At 37.6% G+C, this 13397-nt stretch carries 13 protein-coding genes and 1 pseudogene; 7 read left to right on the top strand and 7 right to left on the bottom strand.

Features of this window, described 5'->3' with window-relative positions:
• Positions 1 to 36: 36 nt before the first annotated feature.
• The 4 genes and pseudogenes from LEUFL_RS11455 to rpsO form a co-directional block, all read right to left on the bottom strand.
• A pseudogene (locus tag LEUFL_RS11455) lies at positions 37 to 1727 on the bottom strand (NFACT RNA binding domain-containing protein).
• A gap of 219 nt (positions 1728 to 1946) precedes the next feature.
• Positions 1947 to 2120 (bottom strand): 50S ribosomal protein L32, encoded by a 174-nt coding sequence (gene rpmF / locus LEUFL_RS0104305; protein WP_010007721.1) that lies wholly within the window; start codon positions 2118 to 2120, stop codon positions 1947 to 1949.
• A gap of 24 nt (positions 2121 to 2144) precedes the next feature.
• A complete protein-coding gene (gene rpsT, locus LEUFL_RS0104300) occupies positions 2145 to 2396 on the bottom strand; it encodes a 30S ribosomal protein S20 (protein ID WP_010007720.1) in 252 nt (83 codons plus the stop codon).
• A gap of 48 nt (positions 2397 to 2444) precedes the next feature.
• Entirely contained in the window at positions 2445 to 2714 is a 270-nt protein-coding gene (rpsO, locus tag LEUFL_RS0104295) for a 30S ribosomal protein S15 (protein WP_010007719.1), read from the bottom strand.
• A 340-nt stretch (positions 2715 to 3054) separates the two neighbouring features.
• Here rpsO and rnz point away from each other — a divergent pair, with 340 nt between their 5' ends.
• Genes rnz through LEUFL_RS0104280 form a run of 3 tightly spaced genes read left to right on the top strand, consistent with a single transcriptional unit; the run spans position 3055 to position 6552 of the window.
• Positions 3055 to 4011: a ribonuclease Z gene (gene rnz / locus LEUFL_RS0104290; RefSeq protein ID WP_010007718.1), complete on the top strand. Its 957-nt coding sequence runs from the start codon at positions 3055 to 3057 to the stop codon at positions 4009 to 4011.
• Positions 3998 to 5974, top strand: coding sequence for a single-stranded-DNA-specific exonuclease RecJ (gene recJ / locus LEUFL_RS0104285; protein WP_010007717.1), 1977 nt, complete (start codon positions 3998 to 4000; stop codon positions 5972 to 5974). Before rnz ends, recJ begins: the two co-directional genes overlap by 14 nt.
• Positions 5975 to 6024: 50 nt before the next feature.
• Complete coding sequence (locus LEUFL_RS0104280; RefSeq protein WP_010007714.1) at positions 6025 to 6552, top strand: adenine phosphoribosyltransferase; 528 nt, start codon at positions 6025 to 6027, stop codon at positions 6550 to 6552.
• Positions 6553 to 6598: 46 nt separating this feature from the next.
• Here the strand turns inward: LEUFL_RS0104280 and LEUFL_RS09680 are convergent, their stop codons facing one another.
• Entirely contained in the window at positions 6599 to 7216 is a 618-nt protein-coding gene (locus tag LEUFL_RS09680) for a DsbA family protein (RefSeq protein WP_010007713.1), read from the bottom strand.
• Between the two features lie 169 nt (positions 7217 to 7385).
• On the opposite strand from LEUFL_RS09680, the gene LEUFL_RS0104270 reads away from it, so the two are divergent.
• From LEUFL_RS0104270 to mgtE, 4 genes are read left to right on the top strand one after another with little or no spacing between them, the layout of a single operon-like run.
• Positions 7386 to 7964 carry a GTP pyrophosphokinase gene (locus LEUFL_RS0104270; RefSeq protein ID WP_010007711.1) on the top strand — a complete coding sequence of 193 codons (579 nt, stop codon included), beginning with the start codon at positions 7386 to 7388 and terminating at the stop codon, positions 7962 to 7964.
• A 22-nt stretch (positions 7965 to 7986) separates the two neighbouring features.
• Positions 7987 to 8781, top strand: a complete 795-nt coding sequence (locus tag LEUFL_RS0104265; RefSeq protein WP_010007708.1) for an NAD kinase — start codon at positions 7987 to 7989, stop codon at positions 8779 to 8781.
• Between the two features lie 11 nt (positions 8782 to 8792).
• Entirely contained in the window at positions 8793 to 9698 is a 906-nt protein-coding gene (locus LEUFL_RS0104260) for an RluA family pseudouridine synthase (RefSeq protein ID WP_010007707.1), read from the top strand.
• Between the two features lie 19 nt (positions 9699 to 9717).
• Entirely contained in the window at positions 9718 to 11085 is a 1368-nt protein-coding gene (gene mgtE / locus LEUFL_RS0104255) for a magnesium transporter (protein WP_010007706.1), read from the top strand.
• A gap of 32 nt (positions 11086 to 11117) precedes the next feature.
• Here the strand turns inward: mgtE and LEUFL_RS0104250 are convergent, their stop codons facing one another.
• Together LEUFL_RS0104250 and ade are read right to left on the bottom strand one after the other, a co-directional pair.
• Positions 11118 to 11642: a hypothetical protein gene (locus tag LEUFL_RS0104250; protein WP_010007705.1), complete on the bottom strand. Its 525-nt coding sequence runs from the start codon at positions 11640 to 11642 to the stop codon at positions 11118 to 11120.
• Position 11643: 1 nt separating this feature from the next.
• On the bottom strand, positions 11644 to 13305 hold the full coding sequence (gene ade, locus LEUFL_RS0104245; RefSeq protein ID WP_010007703.1) for an adenine deaminase: 1662 nt from the start codon (positions 13303 to 13305) through the stop codon (positions 11644 to 11646).
• Positions 13306 to 13397: the final 92 nt, after the last annotated feature.

The following is a 13397-nucleotide window of genomic DNA, read 5'->3' as shown; positions in this document are numbered from 1 at the left end:
GCCACCATACGGACGTGTGGTGGCTTTTTAATATGATTATTTTATTTTAAGCTGTTGAGGTAAATCAGCCGATGGTGTCACATATAATGTCTGTTGCCCTTCAAAAATAACAAAACCAGGCTTAGCGCCATTGGGCTTTCTGAGCTTCCCAGCAGGTAAGTAATCAACAGGCACATTAGCTGACTCGCGTGCTTTACTGAAATAAGCTGCGAGTTGTGCCGCTTCCATTAATGTTTTATCGCTTGGATTATCGTCATGAATAATGACATGCGATCCAGGTATTTTTTGAACATGTAGCCAAATATCGCGTCGATTAGCTTGTTTTAAAGACAATCGTTCATTTTGTAGGTTATTTTTACCAACTTCAATTAAAGCACCATCAGTACTCATAAAACGATCTGGTTTAGATATTTTTGGCTTTTGCTTTTTACGCTTATTTTGTCGAATATAACCTTCACCAATTAATTCTTGACGGATGTCGTCAATATCTTTTGGAGAGGCAACATCCAATTGGGATAAAATAGTTTCGAAATAATCAATTTCTTTATCTGTTAGCACGAGTTGTTCATCAACATAGGCTACGGCATTTTTTAATTTGCGATAACGATTAAAATATTTTTCGGCATTTTTAAGACCATCAAGTTTCTCATCTAAAGGAATTGTCAAAAGCTGATTATTATCATAATAATTCTCGATAGCAACTTTTTTCATTCCTTTTGACACAAGATGAGGGTAAGTAATGAGCAAATCGCCCATTACTTTGAGTTGATTAGCATTATCCGCATCGGCCAATGTTTGATTTAATTTCTTTTTCTTATTTTTATTTTTTTCAATTCATTCTTAATAATGCGAATAAGTGTACCGGCTTGCTGATTCACTCTTTCTCGTTCGGCTTTACCAATATAATAGGCATCGAGTAGTTCACCTAAACTTTGATAAGACTGTTGACTACGGTAAGTATTAGGCCAATTAAAAGCGGAAAAGCTCAATGATTGATCCGATTTAATACCTAGTGTTGGTGATAGGTTTTCAAATCCTGATAACCAATCTTTGGCTTGTTGCATGGTATTCGTGGCATTTTTTAATGCTAATGCCAGAGATTGAGCACTTTCTTTGCTAAATCCCTGATAAGTAGACTGAATGACTTTTGCCCAGTCTTCAGAAGGGTTATCAAGAACAAGTGGTGCTAATTTATCTAAACTTGTAAAGGGATTAATTAGATTTTGTTGTGGTGGTAAAGTGTATGTTGCGCCTGGCATTAATGAACGAACACGGTTTTGATCGGCAGGAACGTGCTTGATTAAATCAAGGATACGTTGATCTTGTTGGCGAACAAGAAAGAGATTGGAGTGGCGTCCCATCATTTCTAAGGTGAGGCGTACAGATTGAATATCTCCTAATTCGTCACGAGTATTAACGAAAAAGTTAATAATACGATCATTATCAATTTGTTCAATACTTTGTATTTTAGCGCCTTCTAAATATCGGCGTAAAAACATGACAAAATTAGGCGCAACCTGTGGGTTTTCGTAAGGGATGAAAGAAATTTGCGCACGGGCATAAGTAGGGTGAGCACTTAATAGGAGCGGGTAATTTGTACTGTTGTTACGGACAACAAGAACAATTTCATTAGGATAGGGTTGGTGTACTTTTGTAATTCGACCGCCTACAATCAGTTCATTTAATTCATGAACGAGGGCATGCGTAAAGAGACCGTCTAATGGCATTATAGAGACTTCCTTTTGTTATTTTAGTTAATGTTGATGTATTAGCGACGATAATATATTTATGCGCTTTATATATGTCATGATACTAATAGAGCGTAACATATTTAATCATGGATTCTCCACTATAAGTTATGTACTTTATGATAAATGAAAAGTATCTTAAGATAATTTAATTGAATAAAAAAACCTGTTCGATATGAACAGGCCAGAAATCATTTATTACTTCTTGTCAACAACTTGTTTCCCGTTGTAAACACCAGAAGGTGATACGCGGTGAGAAACACGGTATTCACCGGTCGTTTGATCCAAAACAATACTTGGAACATTCAAACCAATATGACCGCGACGATTGCGCTTGTGTGACTTAGAATTCTTGTTAGATGGGGTAGCCATAAAGCACACCTCCTTTCGTTTAAATTACTTAACGTATTTTGCCAAACGTGACTTGTCACGGTTAGCCTTGTTCTTCTTGATCAAACCTTTTGAGTAAGCACGATCAATAGCTGAAATGGCTGCTTTGTGTACTTCTTCTAGATTATCAGCATTGTCATTTACAGCTTTTTCAAACTTTTTAACAGCTGTACGATAAGCACTGAGTTGAGGTTCATTGCGGTCATGTTGCTTCTTTGTTAGACGGACGCGTTGAATTGCTGATTCAATAACAGGCATATGTCTTTTCTCCTTAAATTTAATACGGGTTTAAAGTTAATCTGTTGATTAACGACGCAAACCGAGGCGTTGGATTAGTTCACGGTAACGCGGAACATCTGTGTTACGGAGGTAACGCAATAAGTTACGACGGTGACCAATCTTCTTCATCAAACCACGTTGTGAGTGGAAATCATGTTTGTGAATACCCATATGAGTATTTAATTCGTTGATGTCGGCAGTCAAAACTGCAACTTGTACTTCAACTGAACCCGTATCGCCTTCGTGGCGAGCATATTCCTTAATGATCTCGTTCTTACGTTCTTGTGTAAGGGCCATATCATTAACCACCTTTCTAATTTGTCGCCATAATCCGAGAAAGACGACAGGTGAGACGTCAATCGCAGAGAATGGTCGAGTTGTTGATACAACAAATTTAATTATACAGAATATAAAATAAAAGTAAAGTTTAAGTGCTTTTTTTAGGGAAAATGCTAGTATGGCGGGAATCAGTTCAATCGCTTAAGGCTATAATGGTGTTCATTTCAATTTGAAATGATGGCGAAACATGTCAAACAACAATGACAAAGTGTGATAAAATTGGATAGTTAAAAGTTAGTACGTAGAGTTTGTTTTGAACGTACATTATATAATGAAGACTAATTTAGGAAATATACTTATGCAACTTGAATTCTTAGGAACTGGTTCAGGACAACCATCAAAATTTCGTAACGTTACAAGTATTGCACTTCGTCTACTAGAGGAGAGAAATGCGGTATGGTTGTTTGATGTCGGTGAAGCAACACAACATCAAATTTTGAAAACAACGCTACGGCCCCGAAAAGTTGAAAAAATATTTATTTCTCATTTACATGGTGATCATATTTTTGGTTTGCCTGGATTCTTGAGTTCACGCTCTTTTCAAGGTGCTAATAGAAATGAACCTTTAACAATCTACGGACCAAAGGGTGTTCAAGATTTTGTGAAGACTGCTTTACGTGTGTCGGAGACACGATTAACCTATCCAGTTCATTATGTTGAGACGACGAGCGGTATTATTTTTGATGATGATACATTTACCGTTGAAGCCCTACCTTTGAAACATCGTATTGAAACATGGGGATATCGAGTGACGGAAAAAGACCATCCTGGTGAATTGCAAGTTGATAAATTACAAGCAGCACATATTCCGGCTGGTCCCATTTATGGTCAATTGAAGGCTGGCAAGCAAGTCACATTACCAGATGGCAGGATAATTAATGGCCAAGACTTTATTGGTCAGGCACAAAAGGGTCGAATTATTACCTTTATTTTGGATACACGGCCAAACGATAATAGTCTGCAGTTAGCGCATAATGCAGACGTGTTAGTACATGAAAGTACTTACGGTAGTAGTCCAGAAGAAAATAAAATGGCCAAGGCTCACGGACACTCTACGAGTTTAAATGCTGCTAAGACGGCGATTCAATCTCATGTTGGCACGTTACTCTTAACCCATCTGTCAGCACGCTATATTGGGCCACAAGTTAATCAATTGATCCACGATGTACGTGATGTCTTTCCAAATACACGCGTCGTACGTGATTTTGATATTATTGAAATTCCATTTAAGAAGGTAGGCAATGACACAAAATAATTGGAAAATTTTACCAAAACCTAATCCAAAGGTTGTAGATGAATTAGCATCACGGTTGGATATTAGTCGGCTTACAGCAACTATTGTGGCGCAGAAGGGCTATACAGATGCCGAGAGCGCATATCAATATTTGTCGCCTAGTATTGAACAATTACACGATCCAATGCTGTTACATGATATGGATAAGGCAGTAGAACGGTTACAAGATGCAGCATTTGGTGGCGAAAAAATCGTTATCTATGGTGATTATGATTTAGATGGCTTAACCAGTACAGCTGTGATGTATGAGGCCTTGGCTATCTTGGGTGCGGATGTTTCCTATTATATTCCTAATCGATTTAATGACGGCTACGGTCCTAATAAAGCCGTTTATCAAAAATTAATTCAAGATGGTGCGCAACTTATCGTCACAGTTGATAATGGCGTGACTGGTTATGATGCTGTTAATTGCGCTAAAGCGTTAGGTGTTGATGTCATTATTACCGATCATCATGAGCTTGCACCAACATTGCCTGAGGCGTACGCTATTGTGCATCCCAGACATCCTGAAGGGCACTACCCTTTTAATGATTTGTCAGGCGTTGGTGTTGCTTTTAAAGTTGCACAAGCGTTATTAAGCGATGGGGAAGCAATAACAGATATCAGCCAATTACCCACGGAAATGCTTGATTTAGTGGCTATGGGTGAAATTGCTGATATGGTTTCGTTAACTGATGAAAATCGTGTTTTGGTGTCATTGGGACTCAAGCAAATGAACGATAGTCCAAGGCCGGGTATTCAATATCTTTTGAAAAACGCTGGGCAGGCCAAAAACCAACCCGTCATTTCAGAAACGGTGTCTTTTAAAATAGCACCACGATTGAATGCAGTTGGCCGTATGGGAGACGCTTCATTAGGGCTCGATTTGCTATTAAGTCAAGATCTAGATGAGTCAAAAGCTTTAGCTAAAGAAGTTGAAGCGATTAATAAGCAACGGCAAGAAGTCGTTGAAAAAGTTTTTTCAGAAGCTAAATCTTTAGCATTATCACCACAATATCAGAATGATAAGATATTGTTATTAAGTGGTGAAAATTGGCATGAAGGTATTTTAGGCATTGTTGCAAGTCGTATTGTGGAATTAACAAAGAAGCCGACGATTATCCTCAGTCAAAAAGATGATATATTAAAAGGGTCTGGACGATCATATGGTGCATTTGACCTATATCAGTTTATGGCGCTATTTCGAGATACGTATACTACATTTGGCGGTCATGCCAGTGCCATTGGGTTATCGTTGTCTGTAACATCTTTGGCAACATTACGTGAAAAAATCAAGGCTAAAAATAGTACAATTACCTTAGTGACTAAACCAATTGAAGTTAATTTATTATTACCGTCTGATACGATTAATAATAGTACGTATGAATCACTGACCTTGTTGGAACCATTTGGCACAGATAATCAACGCCCTGTTTTTGTATTTGAAGAACCTAAAATTATGAACGCGACGACGATGGGTAACTTGAAACAGCATGTTAAATTATCCTTAGCTAATTTGCAATCTGATGTCGAGGCTGTTGGTTTCAACCATCCGGATTGGGTACCAGTTGTAACACAGTCCACTAATATTTCGTTTGTGGCAACAATTGGTACAAATTACTTCCGTGGTCGGCAAACATTGCAATTGATGATGCTGGATATTAAACATGTGGCTTCAAACGATGACATAACGGTTAAACAACGTTTTGCAATGACTTATAAATATATCATGCAACATCAAAGTTTAAATTTTGCGCACCATTTACCTGATGTCGCGTCGCAACTTGGTGCTTCAGTAAGTGATTTGAAAGTTGTTGTACAAGTGTTTTTGGAGTTGGGATTTGTTAAAATCGATAATGGCTTCGTCAAAATTATTGAAAATGCACCACAAAAAGCATTATCACAATCCACAACTTATTTACGCTATTTTAATAAAGTAAAATAGCGTGTGTCATTTTTAAATAAAACGTGTACTTATAAAGGATTAAATGATAAATGGTAGACTTACATAATTACATTGCAACTGTGAAAAACTATCCAGAACCTGGTATTAGTTTTAGAGACATTTCACCGTTAATGGGAGATGGCGTGGCTTATCGGCAGGCCATTAATGCTATTGCTGATTTTGCTAAGGATTTAAATGTTGATTTAATTGCAGGTCCTGAATCGAGAGGATTCATTGTTGGCTCACCTTTAGCTTATACTATGGGTATTGGTTTTGTCCCTGCTCGTAAGGGTGGTAAATTACCGCGTAAAGCCATTCAATCAACTTATGAATTAGAATATGGCGGCGTTAACGTTTTGGAAATTCATGAGGATGCTATTCAACCAGGCCAACGTGTTTTGATCGTTGACGATCTTCTCGCAACAGGTGGGACAATTAATGCGACACGCGAAATTATTGAAAAATTAGGTGGTATAGTTGCTGGCGTTGCATTTATTATTGAATTGAACGATCTAAATGGTCGTGACAAGATTATGTCAAGTGGCGAAGTACCATTCTTGTCATTAATGACATACTAATAAAAAGACGTATCGGATATCCGGTACGTCTTTTTATGTGAGATTGTTAAACAAGTTTTGGTGACTTTTTAGAGAAAATTGTGTGCGCAGCTGGTAGGTTGGTTGGTGGTGTTTGCGCATCGGGTTCAAATAAAGCTTTTAGATCTTGTAAAGTACAATTTCTAAAACATTCAGCCAGATTTTGACGATAGTTCTCAATTAAAATACTAGGTGTTGTATGTGCAATATTATCTTTGACATAAGATTGTTCAGCAATTAAGGCATTAATTGTATCGATATCCATTCTGTTATGAAGGAAATCATCTGTATCCATATCCAAAAATTCAGCAACCTCTTGAACTAAATCTTCACTGTAATCTTTGTGTTTTGCTACTAATGCTTCTTGCATGTGCATCAAAAAATGGCGTGCCTTTTTATTACCTTCTAGCTGTGCTGCTTTAAAATCAAGGGCTAGTCGATAAGCAAGTTGCTGACGATTAACAGGTGGTTGTTGTGCCATTTTGATTTGTTCATGTTTAGAAAATGACAAGAATTGCTCGTCAATGACAGGAACAAAACGCAAGTGCATAACGCGCTGATTACTGTCGATGAGATATTGCAAGTACTTCTCTAGTTCTAAGCACTGCTTTGTTAATAATTGATCAAAGTGATAGACGTCTAACATAGTGATTTCTCCTAATACTTATATATAAATATTTGATATGATGATTTTTACCATATAAATTGTAACGCCTTCATGATAAGTTGTCGATGAATAAGTCTCAGATGAATATGTTTCGTGTTAAAATAATGAAGTATGAAAAACTTTTAACACACTCATAGGGGGTGTCAGAATGAATTGGAACACTTTTTTTGTGCCATATCAGCAAACGGTTAAAGAATTAAAAATTAAATTAAGAGGGCTACGCGCGCAATATGAAATGGATGGTGAAGATTCGCCAATAGAATTTGTCACAGGACGTGTCAAATCAAAAGCGTCCATAGAGGAAAAAATTATTCGCCGTCATTTGAAAGAAGAGCGGTTAGCTTTAGACTTACAAGATATTGCAGGTCTACGTATTATGACAAAATATGTTGAAGATATCTACCAAGTTGTGGACATCTTACGGCAAAGAACAGATTTCAAGATTTTAGAAGAACGAGATTATGTCACAAATGCTAAGCCATCAGGCTATCGTTCTTATCATATTGTAATCGAATATCCTGTACAAATGTATAATGGTGAGAAAACAATTTTAGCTGAAATTCAAGTGAGAACCATGGCAATGAACTTTTGGGCAACCGTTGAACACGATTTACGTTATAAACACGGCGAAGAATTGTCAGACGATATTGCACAGCGATTAACAGGATTATCTGAAATGACATTTGCACTTGATCAAGAATTATCTGAAATCCGTTCGTTAGAATAAATTCAAATGGGGAATATACACTATGCGTATAGGAATCTATCAAAATGATGGTCCCATCAGTCATAAAGTTGCTGATGAATTAGCCTTAGCGTTACGTCAGCATGGTATTGCATTAGATAACAAAACGCCCGATGTGGTGATATCAGTAGGCGGTGATGGGACGCTACTTGGTGCCTTTCGTCATTATATTAATCAAATCCATACCATCCGATTTGTTGGTTTGCATACTGGCCATTTAGGATTTTATACTGACTGGTTAAGTGATGAAATTCCAGCGTTAGTAGCAGCGTTAGTGCATGATAATGGACAAAGTGTAGATTATCCTTTATTATCATTAACTGTTGAATATGACAATGGCAAGCGACAAGAACACTTGGCTTTAAATGAAGCAGTGGTCAAACAACCCATGGGAACACTCGTTGCCGATATTTATTTAGGCGGCGAGTTATTTGAGCGTTTTCGAGGTGATGGTGTCTCTGTATCAACACCAACAGGCTCAACGGCTTATAATAAGTCTAATGGTGGGGCAGTGTTACATCCTAATCTTTCGGCTATTCAAATGTCGGAGATTTCATCGCTGAATAATCGTGTTTTTCGAACCCTTGGTTCACCTTTAATTGTACCTAAAGGCGAAGAAATTATCATAGAACCAGCTCACTCAAATTTTGCTTTGATGTTTGATCAAGGGATGATAGCGACAAATCATGTGAAACGCGTACGCTTTAAAGTTGCAGAACAAAGAGTACACTTTGCAGAATATCGTCATGTTAATTTCTGGCGACGTGTACATAATTCATTTATTAATGATATAGAATAACGGAGAAAATTGTGAAATTTACTTGGACATATCAAGGAGAAGAATTACGTAAGGTACGGACATTTTTACAAGGGCATGGGGTTTCCCATCGAATGTTTAGCCGAATGAAACATCATGGCGGTGCTATTTTGGTGAATGAAAAGCCAGTCTATACCTCTGATTTTTTAAAGCAGGGTGATAGCGTAACAATCATTATGCCTGTTGAAGAAAGTAATGACTTGGTGGTACCAGATTATCGACCAATGGATATTATTTTTGAAAATGAACATTGGCTCATTGTTAACAAACCTTTTGGTGTCACAACAGTTCCGGGACATGCAGATCGTTTGCATACGCTTGTTAATCAAGTGAAAGGCCACCTAGAAGAAATTGAAGCAGAAGATTTGGTACCACACGTTGTGACACGCTTGGATCGTGATACTAGTGGCTTGGTTTTGTTGGCAAAACATCGTTTTGCACATGCTGTTTTAGATGACCAGTTACAACGCCATGAAGTGGAGAAGTTCTATGTAGCTTATCCTAGTGGTATTTTGGAACAAAATCATGGTGAAATTAATGCACCGATTGGTCGTATGGATGGTGATTTCATTAAAAGAGAAGTACGCGAAGATGGGAAACCATCATTAACAGAATATTGGGTGGAGGACGTGATTGGTGCGGATACGCCTCATCCAATGACCAGAGTTAAAGTGCAATTACACACTGGTCGTACACATCAAATTCGTGTACATTTTTCAAATATTGGGCATCCTTTAGTCGGTGATGATTTATATGGTGGGCCATTGGTCCATAATATTCAACGCCAAGCGTTACATGCATATCATATGCGTTTTTATGATCCATTCGTTGAACAATATCGAGAATTCGAAACAGGGCTACCCGATGATTTGACGGCGTTAAATATTCAAAAATCATAAATCATGTATTGGAGAGGTAATGGCAGAAGAACAAAATCAACAATTAGAAGTGGCTATTCAACATCTTTCTGATCTATTACATTCAGGGCAGGATGAAACTTTTAAAGATAGTTTTGAAGCCTTACATGAATATGAAATGGGTCAAGCCTACGCAGGATTACCTGACCATTTAAGGTCTGTTGCATGGCGCTTATTAGATATTGAATTATTGGCGATGGCCTTTGATAACTTAGACAGTAATGATGATGAAACAATTGCATTACTTTTAGAAATGCCACCACAAAAGGCCGTTCAAGTATTGCGGAGCATGTACGCCGATAACGAGGTCGATTTATTGCAACAACTATCTTCACGTCAACTTGCCACGTACCTGAGTTTAATGCCGAAAAAAGAAGCTGAAGGTGTGCGTAACTTAATTGACTATGAGGAACAAACTGCCGGTTCTTTGATGTCAACGGAGTATATGGCAGTTGAAGAAGAGCTATTGGTTGGCGATGTGATGCAACTTGTTAAGAGGCATGCCAACGAAGCAGAATCGATTAGTTATGTTTATGTATTAGATAATCAAGCAAGATTAGTTGGGGTGATTTCTTTACGTGACTTGCTAACGCATCCTGATAAATTACGCGTTTCTGAAATTACTAATCCGCGTGTCATTAGTGTGAAAGCGGGGGATGATCAGGAAGATGTTGCTCAAATTGTTGCTGATTATAATTTTGTGTCCATTCCTGTAACTGATGATGATGAACACTTATTAGGTGTTATCACAGTTGATGATATTTTGGATGTTATTGGTGAAGAAGCGGTCGAAGATTATTCTGGATTGGCTGCGGTTAACGTTTCTCAAGTGGATGATTCTTTTTGGCAATCAGCGATTAAACGAATTCCTTGGTTGGTGGCATTGCTGATTTTGGGTATGTCTACAGCAACGCTCATTAATCATTTTGATGGATTAGTTCAGAAAGCTTCAATCTTAGCTGTCTTTATTTCTCTGATTACAGGAACGGCTGGAAATGCTGGTACACAAGCACTGGCGTTAGCCGTTCGACGTATTGCGATTGGTAATACTAAAACACCAGTCAAAACCTTTTTGAGTGAAATGCTAACAGGTGTGGTGGTTGGTGTTGTCACTGGATTAGCTGTATTTTTAATTGTGACCTTTTGGAAACACAACATGGAATTAGGATTAGCAGTTGGGTTAGCTATGATGATCGCTATTATGGTAGCAAATTTGGCCGGCTATTTAATTCCAGTTGCAATGGATCGTTTAGGTTTAGATCCAGCAGTTGCCAGTGGACCGTTTATTACTACACTATCTGATTTGACGTCGGTTTTAATTTATTTCTCAGTCGCACAATTATTCATTTCGCATTTTATAGGTAAATAAAAAGTGTTGGTCTAAAACCAACACTTTTTTGTTTATTCAATTTTAAAAATAGGCTGAATTTGTTGCGCAAAGCTACCATCAGGATCATAGACAAAAGTAGCATAATCGTGCCAGTACTTATCAGATAAGATAATGGGCTCAGCTATATTATCTGGTATAAACGCTCTAGGGATACCACCATTCTCAGATAAGGGGCCATCATAATTGTTAATGAAGTCCTGCATTTTCTTTTCAATAACTAATGCCTGCGGACCAAACCAATTATAAGGTTCACGATGTATGCGTTGATCATCAATAGCTGTTGTTTGTGTTGTACTGATTGGATGAATGAGTGATACAAATTCAATTTTATATTCAAATTGATCTGCTATGGGTGTGACATCTATTAAATTGACAATAGCTAAGGCTACTTCATTGGGCAGATTAAGCTGTTGTTGATGATCAGCTGCTAACATTAATTCGCCACGATAATCAGTATTATTGTGTGTTTTGAATTGTTGTTGTTGTCCAATTAAAATCGGCAACAAAGATTGGCTTGAAATTTTTAATAGTCGCATATTAGTCCTGTATGTTAATGAATTGGAATTTATCAAAATCGAATAGACCTTGATCAGTAATTTTTAGACTAGGAATAACAGGTAATGCCATGAAAGATAATGTTAAGAATGGATCAAAATCAATATCAGATAGCGTTGAAAAGGCAGCTAATAACTGTTGGTTAGTCTTAATTGCTTTTTGATAAGGTTGATCTGACATTAAGCCACCAATTGGTAATGGCAATGTTGTGACTTGATGCTGTGCGTCTACAACAACCAAACCGCCACCAATTTCTCGCAGTGTATTTGCTGCAATGATCATGGCTTCGTCATCACAACCGGCAATAATCAAATTGTGCGAATCATGGGCAATTGTTGAGGCAATGGCACCACTTTGAATGTTAAGACCTTTAATAATACCGATACCGTAACCTAGTTGGTGATATCGTTCCGCTACGACAACTTTGGCATAAGTGGCATTGGGGATGAAATAACCGTTTTCGACAGGGACGTTCGTGATCAAATGCTCCGTTGTAATGTGATGGGGCATAATACTGATAACATGTGCTGGACGATCAGCCTGTAATGGTAAAGATAAATCCGATAATGATAATTTAAAGTTGAGTGCTTGGTTAGCAATTGTTGTAACAGTTGAATCATGATCATGGTTGAGCCAGTGACCGTCAACCATGACCTTCTTTGCTTCAAAATGCTTAATATCGTTAAATAACACTAAATCTGCAACATAACCATCTGTTAAGGCGCCAACATTTTTGATGTGATGCGCTTTAGCGGCATTAAAACTTGCCATAGTAAATACAATAGCAGGATCAAGTCCCTTTTGGAGTGCTAAATTAACGCTGTAATCAATAGAACCTTCATGTTCGAGGTCGGTTGCTGATTTGTCATCTGTAGCAAATGAGAAAAATTGTTGATTAGCTACGTTAATGGCTGGTAAAATAGCAGCTTCATCACGTTCAACGGTACCTTCACGAACAAAGACACTAAATCCAGCATTCACTCTATCAAGCGCTTGGGCAGCATTTTCGCTTTCATGATCAGTATCAATACCATATTGTCGATATGTGGCTAACTGTTCGCGGCTCAAGCCAGCAGCATGACCATCGACATGCTTATTAGCAGCCAAGGCATCGTTGATTTTTTGATGCATATCTTCATCTTGATTAAAGACAGCAGGAAAATCCATAACTTCAGCCAAACCATTCACTTCAGGTACACTATAAAAAGGTTTTAAAGCAGCAGCATTTAATGTGGCACCTGCATGTTCAAATGGCGTGGCAGGTACTGAGGAAGGTAACATATAATGAATATGTAGTGGTGATTGACGTGCGTCTTCTAACATGTACTGTATGCCTGAAATACCAGCAACACTAGCGATTTCATGCGGATCAGCAAAGATACGTGTTACACCTTTTTTAAGGACTAACTTTCCAAATTCACTTGGTGCCAATAAAGAACTTTCAATGTGCAGATGCGCATCGATAAGACCGGGGATAATATATTGATGATTAGCATCAAAAGTTGCTTTTGCTTTATAAGTTAAATTAGCACCACGGTAAAAGATTTTGCCATCATTAATCCACAGTTCAGTATCATCAAATTTTAAATTGAAAACATCTAATACTTTGGCGTTGATGATATGCAAATCAACAGTTTGTGTCATGAATTATTGCTTCCTTTTGTTTTTTTAGTTTATCATGATTCTGATAATTCAGAACATTAATTTATAGCAATAATGGCTTTGAATATTTAGCA

It is taken from the genome of Leuconostoc fallax KCTC 3537 (genome assembly GCF_000165675.1).
GTDB lineage: Bacteria > Bacillota > Bacilli > Lactobacillales > Lactobacillaceae > Leuconostoc_B > Leuconostoc_B fallax.
The sequence above is the reverse complement of the archived record's forward strand: the minus strand, read 5'-3'. Positions and strand labels throughout refer to the sequence as shown.

Coding starts and splice junctions, on each gene's coding strand:
- LEUFL_RS09680 (WP_010007713.1), bottom strand. CDS start 7,216: ATGTTAGACGTCTATCACTTTGATCAATTATTAACAAAGCAGTGCTTA.
- LEUFL_RS0104270 (WP_010007711.1), top strand. CDS start 7,386: ATGAATTGGAACACTTTTTTTGTGCCATATCAGCAAACGGTTAAAGAA.
- rpsT (WP_010007720.1), bottom strand. CDS start 2,396: ATGCCTGTTATTGAATCAGCAATTCAACGCGTCCGTCTAACAAAGAAG.
- LEUFL_RS0104280 (WP_010007714.1), top strand. CDS start 6,025: ATGGTAGACTTACATAATTACATTGCAACTGTGAAAAACTATCCAGAA.
- mgtE (WP_010007706.1), top strand. CDS start 9,718: ATGGCAGAAGAACAAAATCAACAATTAGAAGTGGCTATTCAACATCTT.
- ade (WP_010007703.1), bottom strand. CDS start 13,305: ATGACACAAACTGTTGATTTGCATATCATCAACGCCAAAGTATTAGAT.
- rpsO (WP_010007719.1), bottom strand. CDS start 2,714: ATGGCCCTTACACAAGAACGTAAGAACGAGATCATTAAGGAATATGCT.
- LEUFL_RS0104250 (WP_010007705.1), bottom strand. CDS start 11,642: ATGCGACTATTAAAAATTTCAAGCCAATCTTTGTTGCCGATTTTAATT.
- recJ (WP_010007717.1), top strand. CDS start 3,998: ATGACACAAAATAATTGGAAAATTTTACCAAAACCTAATCCAAAGGTT.
- rnz (WP_010007718.1), top strand. CDS start 3,055: ATGCAACTTGAATTCTTAGGAACTGGTTCAGGACAACCATCAAAATTT.
- LEUFL_RS0104265 (WP_010007708.1), top strand. CDS start 7,987: ATGCGTATAGGAATCTATCAAAATGATGGTCCCATCAGTCATAAAGTT.
- rpmF (WP_010007721.1), bottom strand. CDS start 2,120: ATGGCTACCCCATCTAACAAGAATTCTAAGTCACACAAGCGCAATCGT.